Here is a 22,315-nt window from a genome sequence, read left to right on the forward strand (position 1 = left end):
CGATTCAGTCGACCCGCGCGGCGAGTGCAGCGCGCAGACGTGCGGCGAACTCACGAGAGTCCGCAGTCACCAGCCGGCCGTCACGCACCACCCACCGTCCGGCGACCATCACGTCGCGGGGACGCCGGCCCGGCGAGGCCCACAGCAGCCCCGCGACAGGGTCGGCCACTCCAGCGTCATGCACATCGGAGACATCCCAGACGCACAGATCCGCAGCAGCGCCGACCCGCAGATGACCCAGTTCGGATCTGCCGAGACCGGCCGCCGAACCGGCGGTCGCCATCGCGAGAAGTGCTGTCGCCGAGACGGGTTCGCCGACCAGTCCCGAGACCTGCATCGCCAACCGCGCGTCGGCGAGCAGGTGACCGGCGTCATTGCTCCCGCCGCCACTGGTGCCGAGGCCAACGCTGATCCCACGGCCGAGCAGACGCGCGACGGGCGCCACACCCCACCCCATCGGGACATCACAACCCGGCGCATGGGTGGCGGTGGCGCCCGAGTCGGCGATCAGCGCGATCTCGTCGTCGGTCACCTCGCACAGGTGCGCGATCGTGACATCGGGTGCCAGCCAACCCCATTCGTCGAGCAGTTCGATCGGTCGGCGCCCGTACCGCTGTGCGGCGATCTCGACGTCGACCTGTTCGTTGGCCTGGGTCCGACGACGCAGACCGTACTCGGCAGCCACCTTCGCCAACGCGGCGAAGGTCTCGGGTCCGTCGGCGTGCACACCTGACGGGCCGACGGCGATCTGGAGCATCCCGTCATCGGTGACCCCCGCGCCGACGTCCCCGGAACGGTTGTCCAGCAGCAGCGCCTCCACGATCGCCGACACGGAGTCGGCGGCCGCCTGGGGATCGTCACGTGCGGTACCGCGCACGAATGCCACGCGGGCTCCGAGGGTTCGCCCTGCCTGAGCGGTCGCGGTGGCCATGGCGACCGGATCCACACCGGCCGGCCATGTCAGATGGTGATCGGCCACGGTGGTGACGCCGTTGAGCAGTGATTCGGCCAGACCCACCGATGCGGCCAGACCGGTGAGTTCGGGGTCGGTGTGCGCGGCAGCGTAGGCACCGGCCATCGTGGTCAGCCACTGCGCCATCGGAACGAAGCGGGTGCCCGGAAGTGTGCGGAACGCCGACTGGAGAAAGTGGTGATGTGCGTTGACCAGACCGGGTGTGACGATGCATCCCGTGACATCGACGACGTCAGCCGCCACGCCCGTCACAGCGACGTCATCGGCCTTCGAGATGGTCGCGGAGTCGATCACGACGTCGCCGGTCGTCACAGTTTGCCCATCGACCATCACCGCTGCCGCACCACGGAGCACGGTTGTCAACGCGCGTGCGGAATCCCCGTCGGCGCTGCGGCCGGTCACGGCAGGAGAACCATCCGTCACAGCTCGAGAACCAATCGCCCACTGGTGCAACGTGATACGCACACCATCATCGACTCGTTCTCGGACTGTTCCTCCGGGGTCAGCACCGAGTCGCGGTGATCGAGTTCGCCGCTGACCACACCCACCTCACACGTGCCGCACATCCCCTCCCGACACGACGACGGCGCGAGCACGCCGTTGTCCTCGAGAACTTCGAGAATGCTCTTGTCCGCCGGAACGGTCAGGGTGTCCCCCGAATACGCCAGCGCAACCTCGAAAGGCTGATTCACGCGGTCACCGGTGTCCACGACCGTGAATCGCTCGAAGAAGGCATCCACGGCCACCTGATCGGCACACGCCGCCTCCACGTCGGCGATCATCGTCGCCGGACCGCACACGTAGACCGCCGTACCCCTCGGGAGGTCACTCAGTGACTCCGCCAGGTCCAGACGGCCGTCGTGTGCACTCTCGTGCACACTCACCCGCTCGCCGTACAGTTGCGTCAGCTCGTCGAGATAGGCCATGTCCGCACGGGTTTTGGCCACGTAGATCAGCCGCCACGGACGAGACGCGGCCTGCGCCTGCGCGATCAGCGGCACCATCGGCGTGATGCCGATGCCGCCGGCCACGAAGACGTAGTGCAGCGCCCTGGTGAGCTGGAAGTGATTGCGCGGAGCGCTGATCGTCAGCGTGGCGCCCACCGCCAGAGTGTCATGCGCGTACTGAGATCCGCCGCGGCCGTCGCGATGCCGGTCGATGGCCACGGTGTAGGTGGACAGATCTGCCGGGTCAGAGCACAGCGAATACTGCCGCACGAGGCGTTCGCGCACGCCCGGAGAGCCGAGAACGAGGTCGATATGCGAACCAGGTGTCCACCCGGGCAACTGCGACCCGTCAGTCGCCGCCAGGGTGAACTCGTCGACCCGGTCGGTCAACGGACGTCGCGCGATCACCGTCACCTCCACCGCGGCGGGTGCGACGGGAGCGGGGGTTACCGCGGGATGCGCGGATGATGGTGTACCAGTGGACGATGAAGGTGTACCAGTGGACATAGTGGGAGTCTCCTCGAAGGACGGAATCCCGCGGTCCCAGCCAGGGCCGTCCGCACCTAGGACGCCTGGACGACGATCAGGCGCGCTGTCGCATCACCGATGACACGCCACCGATGCGGAATGCCGCCAGCGTAGTAGAGGCTGTCACCGGCGCGCAATTCGACCGGTCGGCCGTCGTCGAGGTCCACCTCGATCGCCCCTTCGACCACATGAACCCACTCATCCTGCGGGTGCCGATAGAACTCCCCGAACACCCGGCGCCGCTGAACCTGTTCCTGCGGATAGAAACTCGCGGTCCCGCGCACGAGCAATCTGCTGTACCCGGCGGTGTCGCCGTCGTCGGCCTGCGGCAGGTGGACACCGGCGTCGGCACGCACGAGATCGACACCGGCAGGCATCTGCGAGTCATCGCGGGCCGCCTGTGCCGTATCGACGCTAAGCATCAATCGCACCTGAGTGGTGCCTAATGCTCGGGCGATGCGCTCGAGGGTCAGCATGCTGGGGCGGGCGTATCCACGTTCGAGCTGCGACAGGAATGGATGCGAGATCCCGGCCTGTTCGGCGACCGCCGTCAGGGTCAACCCCAGTTCCTTTCTGCGACGGCGTATCTCGGCGCCCAGGGATTCCTGCACTGGGTCTGGTGTATCGAGTGCCATCCGCGGCGCCTTTCGCGTCGGACCGTTGTCAGCCGGATCGGTGGGTGGTGGGAGAGTTCGGTGAAGCACAGTTCGGTGGAGAAGACGGTCAGCCGGGGTGCGCGAGCCCGAGCCGACAGGATATCGGGAGAGCACGGGCCATCCCCATGTACGTACCTCGCGGTACCCCGATGTCACATGAGCGATACCGAACGTAACAACCACGAAATATGACGGTCCTACCGTTCTTCGTTGTTGACCACGTCAACATTTTCTCGCCGCAGCACCGATACTGCGCGCCGAGATCCCGAACCGCCAACCAGCCAGGGCGAACGGACACGACAACGAGGTCGAACGGCACCTCACACATCACAGCCTCCGGAAGGCGACACACGCGCATGTATCACTCGCTTCCCGCGACGACACTCGCCGGTGTCGTCGGCGCGACCACACCCGACAGCCAGGTCGTCGACGCGACCTTCGGACGCGGCGACGACGGCGACGTCGTGGTCACGCGGATCACCCCACACGACCGGCAGCACACCGCACCGGTGTCCGACCGGCCCGGTTGGCTCGACCTACGTGGACACGTCGTCGTCGCAGCAGCAGCCGAGCCGCATGCACATCTGGACAAGGCGCTCTCGTGGCCCGTGATCTCTCCCCCGACCGGCGATCTTCGTGCCGCGGTTCAGGCATGGCACCGAGCCACGCCCGGCCTCGACGAGGACTCGTTCCGTGATCGAGCCCGAACCGCCGCGCTGATGATGCTGCGCAACGGCATCACCGCGGTCCGGACCCACGTGGACATCATCACCAGCGGTGAGCCGACCGCCGCCGATCACGATCCAGTGCGTGCGATCCGAGCCGTCGATCAGGTCCGGCGTGAACTCGCCGGGCTCATGCACATCGAAATCGTCGCCCTCGCACCGGTGGACTGCCCGGTCGAGCTGATCGAGCAATCACTCGACGCCGGCGCCGACATCGTCGGGGGCGCACCGCATCTGGCCGACACACCGGCCGAGAATGTGACGAAACTCGTCGACATCGCGGTGCGGCGCGGTGTCGGGGTGGATCTGCACACCGATGAATTCCTCCTCGGCGATGAGCTCACCATCTCCGAATTCGCCCGCCTGGTGACCGACTGGCCGGCCGAGCGCACCAGGACCGCAGGACACTGCTGCGCGCTGGGAACACTCTCGGAATCGACCCTGCGTCCGCTCGCGCAGATCCTCGCCGACGCCCGGATCGGCGTCGTCGCGCTCCCGATCACCAATCTCTACCTGCAGGGCCGCGAACCGCGCTCACGCGGACTGCGCGGTATCGCGCCGATCGACGAGTTGCGGGCTGCAGGTGTGACCGTGGCCGCGGGCGCCGACAACATCCGTGACCCGTTCAACCCGGTGGGACGCGCCGACCCCCTGGAAACGGCGTCGCTCCTCATCACCGCTGCTCATCAGAATCCCGACACCGCAATCGATCTCGTCACGAATTCGGCACGATCAGTGATGGGATTGCCACCGGCGGGATTGACGGTGGGAGCGCGCGCCGACCTGCTCGCCGTCGCGGGCGCCGACCTCGTGGAGATCATCGGCGCCGCACCGGCCGACCGCTCGGTGATCAGCAACGGTGTGCTCGTCTCGCGCAGCGAGACCCGCCATCAGATGGCCGCGATACCCACCCCGTCAGCATCCGTTCCGTCCTGACAGCACACGATCGGAAATCCACACATGACCCACGCCACCTCGTCGGTCTCGGCGCTCTTTCAGCGCATGATCGACATCACCCGCCCGATCTTCGAGGCGCAGAAAACTCCGGTAGCGTCCGATCTGACCACCGAACAGGTTGCGACCAACAAGTTCCTCGACCCCTCGATCGGACTGTCATGACGACTGCACCGCTGTTCCCCACCCCCACCGACGAGGGACGGCCGCCGTTCACCCCCGCCGACGTCGACGCGCTGATCGACGAGCTCGTCGCGATCGTCGGGCCGCGTAGCGTCTCGACCCTCGACCGCTCGCTGGACCGTGCATCACGCGACGGCTCCTACATGAGTCCGATCCTGTCGGCGCTGGAGACCGGTGCTCCCGACGTCGTGTGCTATCCGCGCACGGTGGAGGCCGTGCCGCAGATCGTGCGTGCGGCGGTACGCCACGGCGTACCGATCACCACTCGCGGCAAGGGCACCGGCAACTATGGTCAGGTGGTTCCCCGATTCGGCGGGGTCGTGATGGACATGACCTCGTTGTCGACGATCCACGAGGTCACCGACCATGCGATCACCGCCGACGCAGGTGCGCGCATGATCGCCCTGGAACAGGCCGCCTGGGCACACGGCTCACAACTGTGGATGTATCCCTCGACGGTGCAGTCGACTCTCGGCGGGTTCCTCGCCGGCGGTTCGGCAGGCACCGGGACGATCGTGCACGGCCGCAATCACATGGGATTCGTCGAGGCCGTCGACGTGGTCTTCGCCACCGAGGACGCCGAGATCATCCACCTCGAGGGCGCCGAGGCCCAGCCGTTCGTGCACACCTACGGGGTCGCAGGCATCATCGTGCGTGCGCGCATCCGGGTGGAGCCGTTGCAGGACTGGAAGTGCCTGTACGCCAGCTTCGACGACCATCACAGCGCCTTCACGACCGCGATGGAGATCTCGACGATCTCGCCGTTGCCGCGGCTGCTGTCCGCCGACCGCGCGGAGGTCGTGGCGGCGCTCCCGAAGGATCCGGCGTTCGTGACCGGCCGGGCCAACCTGCGGGGGATCATCGACGCCGACAGTCTCGAGGCCACCGAGGATGCGATACGCGCCGCCGGTGGACGTATCGAGGACGTCCGCGACGGACTCGTCCAGAGCATCAAACTGTCGACGCTGTCCTACAACCATCCCACCTGGTGGCTGCAGAAAGCCCACCCGGGCAAGTACTTTCACTTCGAGTGTCAAGGCAATGCGCTGGTCGAACACCTCGACGAGGTGGAGGGCGTCTACGACGGCGGGATGCTCCACCTCGAAGTCGGCTACGAGATGATGTTCGGAATGCTCAACGGCATCTACTCCTCGCCCGAGCAGATGGCTGCCGGTGTGCCGAAGCTCCGCGAACTCGGCGTGGGCATCCACTCGCCACATCAGTGGTACGTCGATCTCGATGCCGACCGTGTCCAAGCACTGGCACACAAGACAGACCCACACGGACTACTCAACCCCGGGAGGTGGATGTGATCGGACCCGATCGCCGCTTCAGTGACCTGTCCACCGCCGAGGTCGAGTCGGCCCTGTCCCGCGATTCGGTGATGGTGCTGCCCACCGGAGCCATCGAACCGCACGGACCGCATCTGCCGCTGTCGACGGATCTCACTGTCGCCGAGGCACTCTCCGCCGAGGTCGTGCGGCGCAGTGCGGCCGAGGGCCACGACGCGTGGCTGCTCCCGGCTCTGGGATACACCAAATCCGACGAGCACGCCCGGCTGCCCGGCGCCATGTGGCTGCGCGCTTCGACGTTCTTCGAGACCGTTGTCGACATCGGCGCGGCGATCGCCGCGACGCCCGCGCGTCGGCTGCTGTTCGTCAACTGCCACGGCGGCAATTCGGCTCTGCTGGAAGTCCTTCTGCGAGAGCTCCGCCGGCGGTTCGACCTGCAGACATTCATCGTCTCGGCACCCCCGATCGCCGGCGAGAGCGAACACGGCCTGGGTATCCATGCGGGATGGGCGGAAACCTCGATGATGCTGCATCTGCGCCCCGATCTGGTCGACATGTCCGTCGCCGAGTCGGCAGTCCCCAAACCTGTGGTCGATTCGACGCATGTCGGATTCGGCAAACTCATCAAATTCGGTTGGCTGTCCACTGATTTCGCCGAATCCGGCGTGGTGGGCGACCCCACCGGCGCGAACGCCGAGATCGGCGCTCAGCTGTTCGAGACGCGGGTCGGCGAGATCGTGGCCGCGTTGCCGGAGATCGCATCCTTCAATCCCGGGCGGATCTGACCGATGATCACCTCGGGCAACGATTTCGGGAGCGACTGCGCACCCGAGGAGATGACCACCATCGACCCTGCCGAGCTGCTGTCGATGTGGATCCCCGCCGCCGGCACCTCTGCACCGCTGCTGATGGCACTGTCGACCGTCGGTACCGACGGATACCCTCGGTTGCGCCATGTGCTGCTGTCGGAATTCGCCGGTGGCGCAGTGTATTTCCATACCGACGCACGCTCGGCGAAGGTCGCCGAGATCGAGGCCACACCCCGCGCCGCCGCGTCGGTCGCCTGGCCACACCTGGGTCGCCAGTTCACCCTGCACGGTGACGTGTCCCGCGCTGATTCCGACGAGGAGAAGCGGATCTATGCCCATCGCGGACGCTATCTGCAGCTGCTGGCGTGGCTCAACGATGCGTCAATGACCGCACTGCCCGAATCGGCGCGTCACGACGCGTGGGCCCGGTTCGATGCCGAGCACCCGTCGCTGACTCCCCCGGCCGACTGGGTGGGCTACCGCATCATCCCCACCGTCATCACCTTCTGGCGCGGTGATCCCGAGGGCCCGTCGCAGCGCGTACGGTTCACCGCCTCCTCCGACGGCTGGCGCACAGAGGTGCTGCCGGGATGAGTCCCGTGACACGCTTCGTCAATGCGATCATCCTCCCGGTCGACGGACGCCGGGAGTGGTTCACGGGGTGGCTCGAGGTGACCGACGGTGTCATCTCCGGCATCGGCGAGGGTGCGCCGACGCAGCCTTGTGATCCGGCGACCACCACCGTGCACGACCTCGACGGCGCCTTCCTCGCACCGGGTTTCGTTTCGGCGCACAGCCACATCTACACCGGCGGTATGCGCGGGGTGGCCGCGTCGAGTCCGCTCTACGCCTGGGTGTCGGACAACGGGCGGATGCTCGCCGGGGCCGACCCCGACACGATGTACTGGCTCTCGCGCGCCGGCGCGGTCGATCACCTGTCGGCCGGGGTCACCTCGGTCTACAACTTCACCCAGAGCCGCGTGGTGTCGGTGTTCGACTATGAGACCTCGACGCTGCGTGCCCGCAGTGTGCACCCGGTCTCGTTCGTGACCCGGCAGATCGACGGTGTGGCCGACAGCGGGATCCGGTTCGTGACCAGCGTGCGTCTCGACGACGAACAGCTGCCCTCCGACGATGCCTTCGCGGGTTTCGATGCGGTGATGCGCCATCTCGGCGATTCTGTTGCCGGAGAACAGAATCTGGGCGGTTCCGTCTACGGCGCGGTGCAGTGGTCGTCGGCGGCGGTCACCGCCGAACGCGAGAAGTGGCTGATGGACCGGTACGGCATCACCAATCAGGCACATTTCGTCGAGACCGCCGAACAGATCGACATCCAGCAGGCAAAGTTCGACTGGTATGACGAGGCGGGCGTGCTCGGCGAGGATTTCGCCTTCGGACACTTCGTCCATCCCACCGCACGCATGATCGAACGCGTGGCCGAATCCGGCAGTTCGGTGGTGTGGCAACCCATGTCCAACGGACGCCTGGGCTCAGGTGTCGCCGACATCCCCACGCTGCTGCGACGTTCGGTGACTGTCGGCATCGGCGTCGACGACCAATCGTGCACCGATCTCACCGACCCGTTCGAGAACATGCGCACCGGCCTGTTCACCCAGCGTGCCGTACACAGCGATGCAGCGGTACTGACCCCGACCCAGGTGTTGCACGCGCACACGCTGGGTGCGGCGCAGGCCATCGGCGTGGCCGATCGGGTCGGTTCACTGGAGGTGGGCAAGTACGGCGACGTCGTCGTCGTCGACCCGAAGCGCCCCGACACCGGGCCGATCTGGGATCCGGTGGCGACCTATGTGCTGGCATGCGGTCAGCGAAACCTTCGCGATGTGTACGTGGGCGGCACCCGGATGTGGCCCGCCGCAGACGAATTGCTCGACGAATTGCGCGCCCAGACCCACGGACGCATGATCGCCTCGGCGGCCAAGGCGGGTGTCCATCCCGCCGTCATCCATCCCGCCGCGGTCCCTCCCGCCGCCGTCCGTCCCGCCGCCGTCGACTGAGTTCGCTCAGGCTTGCGTCAGCGCCTCGAGCCGCATCCGCGAGAGTTCCCGCGCCGCGCCCTGACAACCGGCCCGGACGGCAGAGCACGCCGGCACAACTGGGCCGCCGACACGTCGATGCCCCCGTGGCCAACCGAGAATCGGTGTGGCACGGGGGCATCGGTGTCGTCACGGCGTCCGGGCTCGATGATCGTCACACCAACGAGCCCGAGACGGTCAGCTCGCCACGCTCGTCGCTCCCACCGTCACGCGGTGAGCGTCACGCAGCACGGCCACGGCGTCGTCGATCTCGGCGCTGCGCTTGGCGGCGTCCCAGCCGAGGATGTCGCCCATCGCATCGGCGATCTCGCGCAGTGCCTCAGTGGTGACCTTGCCGGTGAAGGCGAGATCGGTACGGCGAAGAACGATGTCGATCACATGGGCGGCGAATTCTCGCTCGACCATGTAGCGCAGTTCGGCAGTCGACAGGCCCGACTCCGCCAGGGGCTCGTCAGAGCCGGCCTCGATCGCGTCGATGACCTCGGTGGCCCGGGTGCCATAGCGTTCGAACAGCGCAGCGGCACGCGTTTCCGACAACGATCCGCGATGCGTCTCGACCCAGGCGATACGGCCGACCTCGTCGATCGGGTAGTCGTGTCCACCGCCGATCGGCACACCCACCGTCGAGGTACGGCGCGGCTTGCCGAGTGCCTCGAGGATGTGGTCACTGACCTGCTCGCCGAGTGCGCGGAAGGTGGTCCACTTGCCACCGACGAGGCTGAAGACCGTGGACTTCACACCGGGGATGGTGGTGGTCTGCACGTTGTAGTCGCGGGAGACGAACCCCGGTGTGGTGTCGTCGTGGCGAGGCAGCGGGCGGATTCCCGAGAACGAATACACGATCTGCTCGGGCGAGACCGAGATCTCGGGGAACACATGATGGATGAGGTCGATGAAGTACTCGATCTCGGCATCGGTGCACACGGTCGGCTTACTCGGGTCGGCGTCGATGTCGGTGGTGCCCACCAGAACCCGGCCCTTGAGCGGATAGATCAGCACGATACGGCCGTCCTCATGCTCGAAGAACAGCTCGCGACCGCGGGTGGCGGCGAGCAGCTCGGGGTGTTCGAGGACGATATGCGAACCCTTGGTGCCGCCCATGTATTTGGTCGATCCGCCCAGATCCGAGTTGGTGATGTCGGTCCACGGACCGCTGCAGTTCATGATCACATCTGCGGTGACCACGAATTCGTCACCGGTCTCGTTGTCGCGCAGCGTGACGCCGCCATCGGCGACACCGACGGCCTCGAGATAGTTGGCCGCGCGTGCATTCGAGCCGTTACCCAGCCCGTCCTTGAGAACGTCGAGCGCCAGCCGCTCGGGATCATGAACCGAGGCGTCGAAATAGGTTGCCGTGTACTTCAGGTCGGCGTTGAGGCGCGGCATGTCCTCGCGGGCCTTCTTGCCGACCCGGAACTTGTGCCGCGGAACACGATTGGAGCCGGCGCCGGAGTAGGCGTCATACATCTGCAGACCGGCCTCGATCAGCAGTGCGCCGCGCTCATTCGGCTTGCCGGTGTTGTGGGTGAGGAAGCGGCGCGGGGCGTTGAGGATTCCGCTGAAGGTGGAGAAGATCGGGATGGTGGTCTCCAGCGGCTTCACGTAATGCGGAGCGATCTTGAGCAGACCGTTGCGCTCGTGCACCGATTCCTTGACCAGCCGGAACTCGCCGTTCTCCAGGTAGCGGATGCCGCCGTGGATCATGTGGCTCGACGCCGATGACGCACCCGACACCCAGTCGTTGCGTTCGGCGATGATCACGTCGATGCCCTGCATCGCCAGATCACGGAAAGTCGAGATGCCGTTGATTCCGCCGCCGATGATCAGGACCTGGGCGTGGGGCCGGTCCGCGATCGCCGCGACAGCGGCACGGCGCGTTGTATTGGTTGTGCCGGATCGATCGTTCATGACTTCATCCTCCGCTCGTGCGCAACAATGCGCAAGGCCTGTGCACATATGTGCACTATTGGGTATTCGCTGGTAGAAGTTGTCGAGTGAGTCCGCAGAGCCCCTCTTCCGACGACCGCCGCATCGGCCTCGCCGTACGCGCGGCTCGCCTGTACTACCTGCAGGAACTCGACATGGCGACGATCGGGCGAGAGCTCGGCATGTCGCGATCGTCGGTGTCGCGGTTGCTGGCCTTCGCCAGATCCACCGGCCTGGTCGACATCACCATTCACCCGCCGGCCGACCGGACCGGCGAACTCGCCGGGGAATTGCGGCGGCGGTTCACGGTCGAGGCCGAGGTGGTCCCGACCACCTCCCAGACCACCGACATCGACCGGCTCGAACGTGTGGGCCAGGCCGCCGGACGATTGTTGTCGCATGTGGTCGACTCCGACATGACACTCGGCATTGCCTGGGGCACAACCGTGTCGGCGATGAGCAGGCATCTCGAACCCCGCGAGTTGTGGAATCTGTCGATCGTGCAGCTCAACGGGGCCGGCAATTCGACGACCAGTGGTATCGACTACGCCAGCGCCATCCTCGAGCGTTTCGCCGACGCGTACTCCGCACGCGTGGAACACTTTCCCGTTCCCGCGTTCTTCGACGAGGCCGACACCAAAGTCGCCCTGTGGCGCGAACGCAGCACCCGCCGTGTCCTCGACGTGCAGCGCCGCATGGATGTGGCGCTGTTCGGTCTGGGAACCCCGGACGCCGATGTCCCCGGACATGTCTACGCCGGCGGCTATCTCGCCCCCGACGACTTCGCCGCATTGCGACGAGACGGAGTGGCCGGCGACGTCGCGACGCGGTTCTATCGACACGACGGCAGTGACGCCGGGATCGCCCTCAACGAACGCTCCTCGGGGCCCGACCTCGACACCATTCGCAGCGTGCAGCGCCGGATATGCGTGGTCGCAGGAGAATCGAAGGCCGCCGCGACCGAAGGCGCCTTCGCCGCCGGGCTGATCACCGATCTGGTCGCCGATGAGAGCTTGGCCCGGCTGTTGATCCACCGCGACGACCTGCGCCGCGGTGCACCCGACACGCAGAGCCGCGCGCGGCGCAGGGGCTGACCACAGCTCCCCGCGCCGCCACGCGACGCCACGGCTCCACATCAGTCCACATCAACCCAGTCGAGGGTCCGCTGCACGGCCTTCTTCCACTGCTTGTATCCCGTCTCGCGCTGCTCCTGCGTCCACTGCGGCTCCCAGCGCTTGTCTTCCTTCCAGTTCTGGCGCAGTTCGTCGGTGTCCTTCCAGAACCCGACGGCCAGACCGGCCGCGTAGGTGGCACCGAGTGCGGTGGTCTCGGCCACCACCGGGCGACTCACCGGCACACCCAGCACATCGGCCTGGATCTGCATCGCCAGGCTGTTGGCGGTCACGCCGCCGTCGACCTTCAGGACATCCAGTGCCACACCGGAATCGGCGGTCATCGCCTCTGTCACGTCACGTGTCTGGTAGCAGATCGATTCGAGCGTCGCCCGCGCCAGATGCGCATTGGTGTTGAACCTCGACAGGCCGACGATCGCGCCGCGGGCATCCGAACGCCAATACGGTGCGAACAGACCGGAGAACGCCGGGACGAAGTACACACCTCCGTTGTCGGGAACCTGCGCGGCCAACGCTTCGGACTGCGATGCGCCGCTGATGATCCCGAGCTGATCACGCAGCCACTGGACGGCCGATCCGGTGACGGCGATCGATCCCTCGAGTGCGTAGACGGGAGCCTCGTCGCCGAACTTGTAGGCCACGGTGGTGAGCAGCCCCGACTTGGAGCGCACGATGTCGTTGCCGGTGTTGAGCAACATGAAGTTGCCGGTGCCGTAGGTGTTCTTGGCCTCTCCGGGCGCGAAGCACACCTGACCCACGGTGGCGGCCTGCTGGTCGCCGAGGACACCCGCGATCGGGATCGCAGCTCCGAACGGGCCGGTCTCCGTGGTGATCCCGTAGGCGTCCGGGGATGAGGACGGACAGATCTCGGGCAGCATCTGCTTGGGGATGCCGAAGATCTCGAGCAACTCGTCATCCCACTGAAGGGTCTCCAGATCCATCAGCATCGTGCGGCTGGCATTGGTCACGTCGGTGACGTGACGACCGCCGCGGAAACCGCCGGTCAGTTGCCACACCAACCAGCTGTCGGTGGTACCGAACAGAGCGTCGCCCTTCTCGGCCGCCTCGCGCACACCGGGGACGTTCTCGAGGATCCACTTGATCTTGCCGCCTGCGAAGTAGGTGGCCGGTGGCAGACCGGTCTTGCGGCGGATGACCTCGCCGTGGCCGGCGCGTTCCATCGCGCTCATGTCCCGGTCGGTGCGGGTGTCCTGCCACACGATCGCGTTGTAGTACGGCCGTCCGGTGTGGCGGTTCCACACCACGGTCGTCTCACGCTGGTTGGTGATGCCGAGCGCGGCGAGATCGGTGGCCTGCAGGCCCGCCTTGTTGAGCGCACTCTGGATCACCGAGGCGGTGCGCTCCCAGATCTCGACCGGGTCGTGCTCGACCCAACCGGCTCGAGGCAGGATCTGCTCGTGTTCGAGCTGGTGGCGTGCCACTTCACTGCCCGAGTGATCGAAAATCATGAAACGTGTACTGGTGGTTCCCTGGTCGACGGAACCGACATAATCTGCCATGTCTCTAGGTCCTTGTTCTGACGCGACGTAGTTGTCCTGACGCGACGTGGTCGTTCTGAAGATGTGGTCGTTCTGAAGATGTGGAGTGAGACGCCGTGCGGGTCTCGCGTGGCGTGAGACGGTGCCGCGGATCTCGCGGCGGGCGCTCAGTGCGACACGGGCGCGTTGTCGCCGGTATCGACCGGCTTGTCCGCCACCGGCTTGTCACTACCCACTTCCTGCTCCCCCGCGGCGGGAAGATAGCGCTCGATGAAGAACACGAAGATGGCGCCACCGATGAGCCCGCCGATGATCGGTGCGACGATCGGCACCCAGAAATACAGCTGCGGCCCGTTGGCCGAGAACATCGCATCGCTGTAGCCGGTGAGCCACGAGGCCACGCGGGGGCCGAAGTCACGAGCGGGGTTGATCGCATAACCGGCGTTGGTACCCCACGCCATACCGATCGCCACCACGAGGATGCCCACGAGAAGCGGGCCCATGTTCGCCAGCGGCGGGTTGTTCACCACGCTGGTGAGCGCGAAGATCACCGCGACGAGGATCGCCGTGCCGACGATCTGATCGAAGAAGGCGGTTGTCATCGAGACGTGCGGACCAGGTGAGGTCGAGTAGATGCCCTGAGTGGCCTTGGTCAGGCCGGGATCGACCGCCTTGATCTGATCGGCGTAGACGAAGCGCACCACAAGTGCCGCGAGGAATGCGCCGACGAACTGAGCGCCGATGTAGGGCAGCACTTTTCGCCATTCGAACCCACGAAAGGCCGCCAGTGCGATCGTCACGGCGGGGTTGAGGTGGGCGCCGCTGAGTCGGCCGGCGACATATGCACCCATCGTGACGCCGAAACCCCATGCCCACGCGATGGAGTCGTGATCACCCGAACCGAGCGCGTTGGGGAATCCCCCTCCGGTCACCTGCGCGACGACGCCGCAGCCGAAGAGAATGAGGATCGCCGTGCCGAGGAATTCGGCGGACAACTCCCCGATGAATCTCTTGTTCATCATCTGGTGTTTCACTCCTTTGTGAAAGTCAACCCAAGTCCGACTGCTGCGTCGGCGACGAATGCCCTCGACCGTCGGATGTGGGAAAACTATGACGTAATGTGATCCAGATCAATGACAGGCGTTCGACAATGTCGGATCGTGGGTACGGGTCGTTCGTCTCATGAGCACAAGCGAGCCGTAGAGTCGAACGAATCGGTCACGCGCGGTGACGGCGAGCGGCTAGCGATGTGGGGAAGGAAGCAGGCGGAGAGTGCCAGGATCCATCCAGTCCATCGAGCGCGCTGCCGCGCTGCTGGACCTGCTCTCGGCGAGCTCACGCCCCTTGCTGCTGCGCGAGATCGTCGATGAGCTCGAACTGCCGAAATCCACCGTTCACGGGCTTCTGCGCACGCTCGTCGAACTCGAGTACGTCGAGCAGGCCGACGGCAGCGGGGCCTATAGCGTCGGCGAGCACCGCGGTATCCGCGCCGGCGCCACGCTCGACGGCAATGTCTTGCGGTCGGTGTCGATGGGCTGGTGTGACACGCTGGCCTCGATCACCGGGCGTGCGGTGATCCTCGCCGTCCTCGACGACCAGGTGGCCACCGTCGTCCACCATGTGTTCCGCCCCGACGACACCCCGCAGCAACTGCGGGTGGGCGAAAACCTTCCCCTGCACGCGACGGCATCCGGCAAGGTCCTGCTGGCCAATCTGCCCTCGCGCAGCCGACTGCTGCGCAACCTCGTACTCGAGCGCTACACGCCGGCGACCATCGTCTCCCGCCGCGATCTCACCGCCGAGATCGACTCGGTCCGCCACTCGGGGATCGGCGTCTGCAACACCGAATACGAACCCGACAGCGCGTCGATCGCCGCACCCGTGCGAGGGCCGAGCTTCGGATCGGTCGGGGCCGTCGCAGTGACCGGAGCCCCCGCGGTGATGCTCGGCATCAGCGGCGAACCTCGCCCGGAGCTCGTCGACGAACTCCGCAAGACCGCCACCGCGATCAGCCAAGCAATGGAGCCTCGACGATGAGTGACGATCCCGGCGTGGTCGTCGCCGTCGACGTGGGCACCACCTCCTCGCGAGCGATGGTCTTCGACCACCACGGCCGGATGCTGGCGATCGCCCAGATCCAACAGCGCCAGTTCTTCCCCCGACCCGGGTGGGTGGAGCAGAACCCGGCCGAGTTGTGGTCCGCGGTGCAACGCGTCATCCCACAAGCCCTGAAATCAGCCGGCCGATCGGTGTCCGACGTGGTGGCGCTCGGACTGGCCAATCAGCGTGAGACGACGGTGGTGTGGGACCGCCGCACCGGTCGGCCGCTGGCACCGGCGGTCACCTGGCAGGACACCCGCGCCGAACCGATCGTCGAGGCTCTCGCTCCGAACACCGACGAGATCCATCAGGTGACGGGATTGCGACCGGCGACCTACTTCGCCGGCCCGCGTTTGCGCTGGCTGCTCGACAACGTGCCCGGCCTCGAGGCCGCCGCACACGCCGGCGAGGCACTGTTCGGCACGCTGGAGAGCTGGATCATCTGGAACCTGACCGGCGCGAACAAGGGCGGCATCCACGTCACCGATGTCACCAACGCCAGCCGCACACTGCTGTTCGATCTGCGCCGGGGCCAGTGGAGCAACCGGATGTTGCGATTGCTCGACATCCCGCCCGCGATGCTGCCTCGCGTGGTGGGTAGCAGTGAGGTGTACGCCACCTGTGCGCGCGTGCTGCCCGGCGTCCCGATCGCCGGCGCACTCGGCGACCAGCAGGCGGCACTGTTCGGACAAACCTGTTTCTCCAGCGGCGAGGTCAAGTGCACCTACGGCACCGGCGCCTTCGTCTTGATGAACGTCGGCTCGGCGATCGTCGACTCCGAGCAGGGGCTCGTCCCGACGATCGCTTATGCACTGCCGGGTGAGCCACCGGTGTATGCGCTCGAGGGGCCGATCGCGATGACCGGGTCGCTGGTGCAGTGGTTCCGCGACTCGCTGGGCATCATCGACTCCCCGGCCGAGATCGAGACGCTCGCTTCGACCGTCACCGACAACGGCGGTTGTTACATCGTGCCCGCGTTCTCTGGTTTGTATGCACCGCACTGGAATTCGCACGCACGCGGGATCGTGGTCGGCCTGACCTCCTATGTCACCAAGGGCCACCTGGCGCGGGCGGTTCTCGAAGCGACCGCGTGGCAGACCGCCGACGTCGTCAACGCGATGCGCATCGACTCCGGTCTGGAGCTGTCGAAACTGTCCGTCGACGGCGGGATGACCTCGAACAACCTTCTCATGCAACACGTCTCCGACGTCGCAAATGTCCAGGTGGTGCGCCCGTTCGTCTCCGAGACGGTGTCGCTCGGCGCCGCTTATGCCGCAGGCCTGTCGGTCGGGTACTGGCCGGATCTCGACGCCCTGCGCCGCAACCGGCATGTGGCGGCGTCGTGGTCTCCGCAGATGGATGCGCAACGCAAGCGGCGCGAGGCCGCCGGGTGGCGATCAGCGGTCGCGCGGGCCACGGTCGAGGTCTGATCGCGCCGGGATTGTTCGGATCTGGTCGAATGCTGGACCAGTCGAATGCAGGTCCAAAGATGCTGGTGCGCATCCGATTCGGGTGGTTGACGCAGTTGGCCCGGTCATCGACTTCGTCACGAAACCTTCCGTGGGAGCGCCAACACGACTAAAATGGTTGCGTCAGCTAACTACTTCGCGGAGTCTCGCGTCTCGTCGGAGGTGACATGTCGTTCCTGACCTTGCTTCACTCACCGCGCCCTCGCACCACGACGGCCTCGGCACTGCTGTCGGCCAGTGAACGCCTGCTCGGCGCACCGCTCAACATCCGGCTGCGCGCCTGGGACGGAAGCGAAGCCGGGCCCGACGGATCGCCGGGAACCATCGTCTTCACGTCCTCAGATGCGCTGCGACACATCTTCTGGTCGCCGAATGAGCTGGGACTGGTCCGGGCATTCGTCGCCGGCGACATCGACATCGAGGGCAACATCGTGGCGGTCCTCGACCAGCCCGATGTGATCGCACGCTTCGGACACCACCAGCTCGCCGCGATCAGCCCGGCCGCTGTCCTGCGCACGCTCAGAACCCTTGTCTCCCACGGAGGTCTGGGTCGACCGCTGCCGGCACCGTCGACCGAGACGCCGCCCGAACCCGGATTCCTCCACCGGCACGGTGTTGCACGCCGCCACAGCAAGGAGCGTGACGCGCAGGCCATCTCGCACCACTACGACGTCGGCAACGACTTCTATCGGCTGCTACTCGGTCCCACGATGGTGTACTCCTGCGGCTACTGGCAGAACGGCCCCGACGGTGATCTGGAGTCGGCGCAGATCGACAAGCTCGAACTGATCTGCCGAAAGCTCGATCTGCGACCCGGTATGCGGTTGCTCGACGTGGGATGCGGCTGGGGATCACTGGCCATCCACGCGGCGCGCAGGCATGGTGTGACAGTTGTGGGTGTGACACTGAGTCACGAGCAGCGCGACCTGGCACTCGAACGTGTGGCCGCCGCCGGTTTGTCCGATCAGGTGGAGATCCGCTTCCAGGACTATCGCGACGTCACCGACGGACCGTTCGACGCGATCGCCTCGGTGGGGATGAGCGAACACGTGGGTCACGACGAACTGGCCGGTTACGCAGACCATCTCGCATCACTTCTGCGACCACGCGGCCGTCTGCTCAACCACGCGATAGCCGCGGTCCGGCCGGTGCAGCCACGCAAGAAGAATGCTCCCAGCTTCATCGAGCGCTACATCTTCCCCGACGGCGAGATCCTCCCGTTGTCCGACACCGTGACAGCGATGGAATCGGCTTCCCTCGAGGTACGCGACAGTGAGGCCTTGCGTGAACACTACGGACTCACCCTGCGCGCCTGGACGGCGAATCTGCAGGCGAATTGGGATGCGGCAGTGGAGATGGCCGGTATCGAGCGCGCTCGCACCTGGCTGCTCTACCTGGCCACCTGCGCCCTGGCTTTCGAGCGCGGGCGCGTCACCATCCACCAGGTGCTCGCGGTCAAACAGGACCGCATCGGCGCAAGTGGGATGGGCTGGAATCGTCGCTCGTGGACCGACGACGGAGATCGGTCGGCCTGAGTCGCGGAGTCGGGAACTGGTTGCGCGGCGCGCACGAGAACTCATTGCGCAGCCCTCACCCGCGGGCGGCGCTCACCCACTCGACGACGGCGTCGACATCCCAGGTGGTGACCACGCGATCAGCGGGAATACCGAGTCGTTCGGCACGCTCACACCCGTAGGACTTGAAATCGAGTTGGCCGGGAGCGTGTGCGTCGGAGTCGATCGCGAACAGACATCCCGCTTCCATCGCGATACCGATCAGATCGTCGGGCGGGTCCTGACGTTCGGGTCGTGAGTTGATCTCCACCGCCGTACCCGAATCGGCGCAGGCCGCGAAGACCGCGCCGGCATCGAATCGAGAGGCAGCGCGCCGCCCGCGACCCCCGGCGACCAGTCGTCCGGTGCAGTGCCCGAGTACGTTCACATTCCGATTACGCACCGCCGCAACCATTCTCCGGGTCATCGCAGCAGCATCCATCGACAGCTTGGAATGCACAGACGCGGTGACCACATCGAGTCGGGAGAGCATCTCCTCGGTCTGGTCCAAAGAGCCGTCGTCGAGGATGTCGACCTCGATACCCCGCAACACCCGAAAGGTGGGCAGCGCGGCGTTGATGACATCGATGAGGTCGATCTGATGGGAAAGTCGTTCTGCCGACAGACCGTTGGCGACGGTCAAGCGCGGTGAGTGGTCGGTGACCGCCGTCCACGACTGGCCCAGTTCGGCGGCGGTCGCGACCATCTCGTCGACCGGTGCGCCGCCATCACTGAAATCAGAGTGCATGTGGAGATCACCGCGAAGCGCGCCGTAGAGCTGCCGCCCGCCGTCGGCAAGGGGCCGGTCGACTGCCTGCAGCCGCTGCAGATAATCGGGCATCTCACCCGCCACGGCCTGCTCGACGACCGTGGCGGTGGTCGAACCGATCCCGTCGATGTCTCGCAGCCTGCCGGTCCGGACGAGTTCGGTGGTCGCACTCGGCCCCAGGGCGTCGATGGCGCGTCCGGCACGGCGAAAGGCCTCTACCCGGTAGCGTCCGGCGCCACTGCGTTCGAGAAGATAGGCGATGCGCCGCAGGGCCAGGCTCGCCGACACCGGCGCGGCAAGCGGCGCGACCTCATGCATCGATGCACGTCCTCCTCACCCGCCCACGGTCCCACCGGCGTGGGCCGCGATGGCACCCATCGTCGACCGAAGTCCGGCCGTTCGATGCGCCCGGCTTCGGTCCTGCGACCTACGGTGCCACAACCAGCGCAGTGACGATGACAATCAGCGCGGCCGACTCCCCGGCCGCACACGCCCCCACCGATGTGCGAGCGGTCATATCCGATTTCACCCAGCGTGATCGCATCCATTGTCACGTGCTCAAGCGGTCCATATGCTCGGACGTCGTGGCACCCAAGGCTCTCACTTTCCCCAATCCGGTCAACGAGTACGCGGCGCGTTCGACGGCCGGGCTCGTGGTGGTCCTGGCCATCGTGGCGATCGTGGTCAACTCGCCGATCGTGTACGCGATCCTCGCCCTCGGGTTCGCGCTGCGCGTGATGGCCGGACCGCGCTTCTCCCCGTTCGGCCAACTGTCGGTGAGGGTGATCGCGCCACGCATCGCCCCGGCGAAGTCGGTGCCGGGACCACCCAAACGCTTCGCGCAGGCCATCGGCCTCACCATCAGCGGCACTGCATTCGTGCTCAGTCTGATCGGATTCGGCCTCGCGGCACAGATCGTGGTCGGCCTGGTGGTCATCGCGGCGACGCTCGAGTCGGTGTTCGGCTTCTGCCTCGGTTGCGTGGCCTTCGGCTTACTCCAACGCGCGGGCATCATTCCCGAGACCGTGTGCGAGGCATGCAACGACATCTCGCTGCGCCTCACCGCACACTGAATCCAACCCGCACAGACTGTCCGACCCGTACAGACCCCGAGCTGACACCGACCGAATCCGCCCGAGGTAACCGCCCCCTCAGGCGATACTCATCGCGATCCCGTCGAGAATGTCGTGTTCACTGACCACCATCTCCTCGACGCGCGAACCCTCACGGCCAGAACCGATCACGCGGGCGAGTTCCTCGCAGATGATCGCCCCGCTGCCGATCACGTCGACGCGACCCGGATGCATCGCACCCTGCTCCGCACGCTCCGACTTCGACATGTGGATCAGTCGCTCGCACACGTCGCCGAGTTCGGTGAGCGACAACCGCGACAGGTGAATGCGTTCGGGATCATAGGAGGGCAGATCCTGAGCGACGGCGCTGATGGTCGTCATGGTTCCCGCGACCCCGACCCAGGTGCGCACCCCGGCCAGTGACACGTGGTCGAAGGCGCCGGCGAGGATGTCTGCAGCAACCCGATGTCCTTGTGCGACATCATCATCCGAGGGTGGATCGGCCGGCTTGACGCGCTCGGTGAGGCGCACACAGCCGATGTTCGCCGAATACGCCGACCACACGGCCCGCGCATCGCCCACCACGACCTCGGTGGACCCACCCCCGAGATCGGTCACCACGAACGGTCCTTCGGACGGATCGAGATCACCGACCGCCCCCGCGAAGGACAGTCGCGCTTCCTCGTCACCCGAGATCACCTCTGCGACAGCGCCGGGGACCACCTCACCGAGCAACTCGGCGGTCATCGCGAAGAACTCCTCGCGGTTGTCGGCGTCGCGGGTCGCCGAGGTGGCGACCATCCGCACCCGCGCGACGCCGAGAAGTTTCATCAAGGTCACGTAGTCACGCAGCGCGACCCGCGTGCGCTCGATGGCCTCACCGGCCAACCTGCCGGTGCGATCGACATCCTGACCGAGCCGCACGATCCTCATCTGCCGCACCACATCCGAGAGCGAACCGTCATCGCCGCATTCGGACACCAGCAAGCGGATGGAGTTCGTTCCGCAATCAACCGCCGCGATCCGTGTCACGGACTCCCCCGACGTCGACCCGCCGCCAGTCTCCACGACCGTCACCGGTCATCTCCCCGACCGTCACCGGCACCAGCCGAATCATCAGCGGCACCAGCCGACTCCTCACCCTCACCGAGATCGCTCGTCGAGGGCCAGTCCTGCGGTACCGCGATCCCGCGCAGACCGGCGTCGGCGATCATCGCCACCGTCTCGTCGCCGAGGGGATTGACCCCCGGCCCCTTGGCGAGCGCATGCGCGACCAGTACGTGCAGACACTTCACCCGATCGGGCATTCCACCGCCGGTGAAGTCGGTGCCGAGCGACTCGATCGCATCGCGCTCGGCGAGATACGACTCATGTGCTGCGGTGTAGGCCGCCGAGAGTTCGTCGTCCTGCCCCAGCCGTGCGGTCATCTGCTTCATCACGCCATCGGATTCGAGGCGACTGGCCTCGGCGGTCAGCCGCGGGTCGGTGAGGTAGTACAGCGTCGGGAAGGGCGTGCCGTCGGGTAACCGAGGAGCGGTCTTGACGACCGCAGGACGCCCGTCGGGGGTCCGGTAGCTGATCTCGATCACACCTCGCGGTTCGCGGCCGAGCTGCTGGGCGATCACGCGGAGATCGTCGGGGTCCACACCTGCTGTGTCTGTCACGCCCGCAG

General features: G+C 66.3%; 20 protein-coding genes. 11 read left to right on the top strand and 9 right to left on the bottom strand.

Translation table 11 applies throughout. From position 1 onward, the window contains the following. Positions 1-4: 4 nt before the first annotated feature. The 3 genes from IEW22_RS07015 to IEW22_RS07025 all read right to left on the bottom strand — a co-directional run bounded on the left by IEW22_RS07015 (position 5) and on the right by IEW22_RS07025 (position 3,059). Positions 5-1,303 carry an amidohydrolase family protein gene (locus tag IEW22_RS07015; protein ID WP_188585983.1) on the bottom strand — a complete coding sequence of 433 codons (1,299 nt, stop codon included), beginning with the start codon at positions 1,301-1,303 and terminating at the stop codon, positions 5-7. An 89-nt stretch (positions 1,304-1,392) separates the two neighbouring features. After that, a complete protein-coding gene (locus tag IEW22_RS07020) occupies positions 1,393-2,328 on the bottom strand; it encodes a PDR/VanB family oxidoreductase (RefSeq protein WP_229742256.1) in 936 nt (311 codons plus the stop codon). Between the two features lie 155 nt (positions 2,329-2,483). Beyond that, positions 2,484-3,059 (bottom strand): helix-turn-helix domain-containing protein, encoded by a 576-nt coding sequence (locus IEW22_RS07025; RefSeq protein WP_308421372.1) that lies wholly within the window; start codon positions 3,057-3,059, stop codon positions 2,484-2,486. A gap of 401 nt (positions 3,060-3,460) precedes the next feature. Here IEW22_RS07025 and IEW22_RS07030 point away from each other — a divergent pair, with 401 nt between their 5' ends. Genes IEW22_RS07030 through IEW22_RS07055 form a run of 6 tightly spaced genes read left to right on the top strand, consistent with a single transcriptional unit; the run spans position 3,461 to position 9,082 of the window. Continuing rightward, on the top strand, positions 3,461-4,765 hold the full coding sequence (locus IEW22_RS07030) for an amidohydrolase family protein (protein WP_188585902.1): 1,305 nt from the start codon (positions 3,461-3,463) through the stop codon (positions 4,763-4,765). Between the two features lie 24 nt (positions 4,766-4,789). Continuing rightward, on the top strand, positions 4,790-4,948 hold the full coding sequence (locus IEW22_RS07035; RefSeq protein WP_188585903.1) for a hypothetical protein: 159 nt from the start codon (positions 4,790-4,792) through the stop codon (positions 4,946-4,948). Next, positions 4,945-6,279, top strand: coding sequence for an FAD-binding oxidoreductase (locus IEW22_RS07040; RefSeq protein ID WP_188585904.1), 1,335 nt, complete (start codon positions 4,945-4,947; stop codon positions 6,277-6,279). The genes IEW22_RS07035 and IEW22_RS07040 overlap by 4 nt, the downstream gene beginning before the upstream one ends. Continuing rightward, complete coding sequence (locus tag IEW22_RS07045; protein WP_188585905.1) at positions 6,276-7,043, top strand: creatininase family protein; 768 nt, start codon at positions 6,276-6,278, stop codon at positions 7,041-7,043. Before IEW22_RS07040 ends, IEW22_RS07045 begins: the two co-directional genes overlap by 4 nt. A 3-nt stretch (positions 7,044-7,046) precedes the next feature. Next, positions 7,047-7,661, top strand: a complete 615-nt coding sequence (locus IEW22_RS07050) for a pyridoxine/pyridoxamine 5'-phosphate oxidase (protein WP_188585906.1) — start codon at positions 7,047-7,049, stop codon at positions 7,659-7,661. Then, positions 7,658-9,082: an amidohydrolase family protein gene (locus tag IEW22_RS07055; protein WP_188585907.1), complete on the top strand. Its 1,425-nt coding sequence runs from the start codon at positions 7,658-7,660 to the stop codon at positions 9,080-9,082. The genes IEW22_RS07050 and IEW22_RS07055 overlap by 4 nt, the downstream gene beginning before the upstream one ends. Positions 9,083-9,298: 216 nt before the next feature. Here IEW22_RS07055 and IEW22_RS07060 read toward each other — a convergent pair whose 3' ends face one another. Further along, on the bottom strand, positions 9,299-11,029 hold the full coding sequence (locus tag IEW22_RS07060; RefSeq protein WP_188585908.1) for a glycerol-3-phosphate dehydrogenase/oxidase: 1,731 nt from the start codon (positions 11,027-11,029) through the stop codon (positions 9,299-9,301). A gap of 86 nt (positions 11,030-11,115) precedes the next feature. Here IEW22_RS07060 and IEW22_RS07065 point away from each other — a divergent pair, with 86 nt between their 5' ends. Continuing rightward, entirely contained in the window at positions 11,116-12,141 is a 1,026-nt protein-coding gene (locus tag IEW22_RS07065) for a sugar-binding transcriptional regulator (RefSeq protein ID WP_229742257.1), read from the top strand. A gap of 41 nt (positions 12,142-12,182) precedes the next feature. On the opposite strand, the gene glpK (IEW22_RS07070) is transcribed toward IEW22_RS07065, so the two are convergent. Further along, positions 12,183-13,700 (bottom strand): glycerol kinase GlpK, encoded by a 1,518-nt coding sequence (glpK, locus tag IEW22_RS07070; RefSeq protein WP_188585909.1) that lies wholly within the window; start codon positions 13,698-13,700, stop codon positions 12,183-12,185. 146 nt (positions 13,701-13,846) lie between these two features. Beyond that, positions 13,847-14,701, bottom strand: a complete 855-nt coding sequence (locus IEW22_RS07075) for an MIP/aquaporin family protein (protein WP_229742258.1) — start codon at positions 14,699-14,701, stop codon at positions 13,847-13,849. A gap of 250 nt (positions 14,702-14,951) precedes the next feature. Between IEW22_RS07075 and IEW22_RS07080 the strand changes: the two genes are divergently transcribed. From IEW22_RS07080 to IEW22_RS07090, 3 genes are all read left to right on the top strand, one after another. Next, positions 14,952-15,716: an IclR family transcriptional regulator gene (locus IEW22_RS07080; RefSeq protein WP_188585910.1), complete on the top strand. Its 765-nt coding sequence runs from the start codon at positions 14,952-14,954 to the stop codon at positions 15,714-15,716. Beyond that, the gene (gene glpK / locus IEW22_RS07085) at positions 15,713-17,209 is read left to right on the top strand and encodes a glycerol kinase GlpK (RefSeq protein WP_188585911.1); all 1,497 of its coding nucleotides are present in this window, start codon (positions 15,713-15,715) and stop codon (positions 17,207-17,209) included. The genes IEW22_RS07080 and glpK (IEW22_RS07085) overlap by 4 nt, the downstream gene beginning before the upstream one ends. Before the next feature lie 206 nt (positions 17,210-17,415). Further along, positions 17,416-18,783, top strand: coding sequence for an SAM-dependent methyltransferase (locus IEW22_RS07090; protein WP_188585912.1), 1,368 nt, complete (start codon positions 17,416-17,418; stop codon positions 18,781-18,783). A gap of 55 nt (positions 18,784-18,838) precedes the next feature. On the opposite strand, the gene IEW22_RS07095 is transcribed toward IEW22_RS07090, so the two are convergent. Next, positions 18,839-19,888, bottom strand: coding sequence for a PHP domain-containing protein (locus IEW22_RS07095; RefSeq protein WP_188585913.1), 1,050 nt, complete (start codon positions 19,886-19,888; stop codon positions 18,839-18,841). A gap of 266 nt (positions 19,889-20,154) precedes the next feature. On the opposite strand from IEW22_RS07095, the gene IEW22_RS07100 reads away from it, so the two are divergent. Next, positions 20,155-20,643 carry a DUF4395 domain-containing protein gene (locus tag IEW22_RS07100; RefSeq protein WP_229742277.1) on the top strand — a complete coding sequence of 163 codons (489 nt, stop codon included), beginning with the start codon at positions 20,155-20,157 and terminating at the stop codon, positions 20,641-20,643. A gap of 78 nt (positions 20,644-20,721) precedes the next feature. Here IEW22_RS07100 and IEW22_RS07105 read toward each other — a convergent pair whose 3' ends face one another. Next, positions 20,722-21,675, bottom strand: a complete 954-nt coding sequence (locus tag IEW22_RS07105; protein WP_188585988.1) for a Ppx/GppA phosphatase family protein — start codon at positions 21,673-21,675, stop codon at positions 20,722-20,724. A gap of 41 nt (positions 21,676-21,716) precedes the next feature. Next, on the bottom strand, positions 21,717-22,307 hold the full coding sequence (locus IEW22_RS07110; RefSeq protein ID WP_229742259.1) for a DUF501 domain-containing protein: 591 nt from the start codon (positions 22,305-22,307) through the stop codon (positions 21,717-21,719). Positions 22,308-22,315 lie beyond the last annotated feature (8 nt).

Origin of the sequence: Gordonia jinhuaensis, from assembly GCF_014639795.1 — a bacterium.
Taxonomy (GTDB): domain Bacteria; phylum Actinomycetota; class Actinomycetes; order Mycobacteriales; family Mycobacteriaceae; genus Gordonia_B; species Gordonia_B jinhuaensis.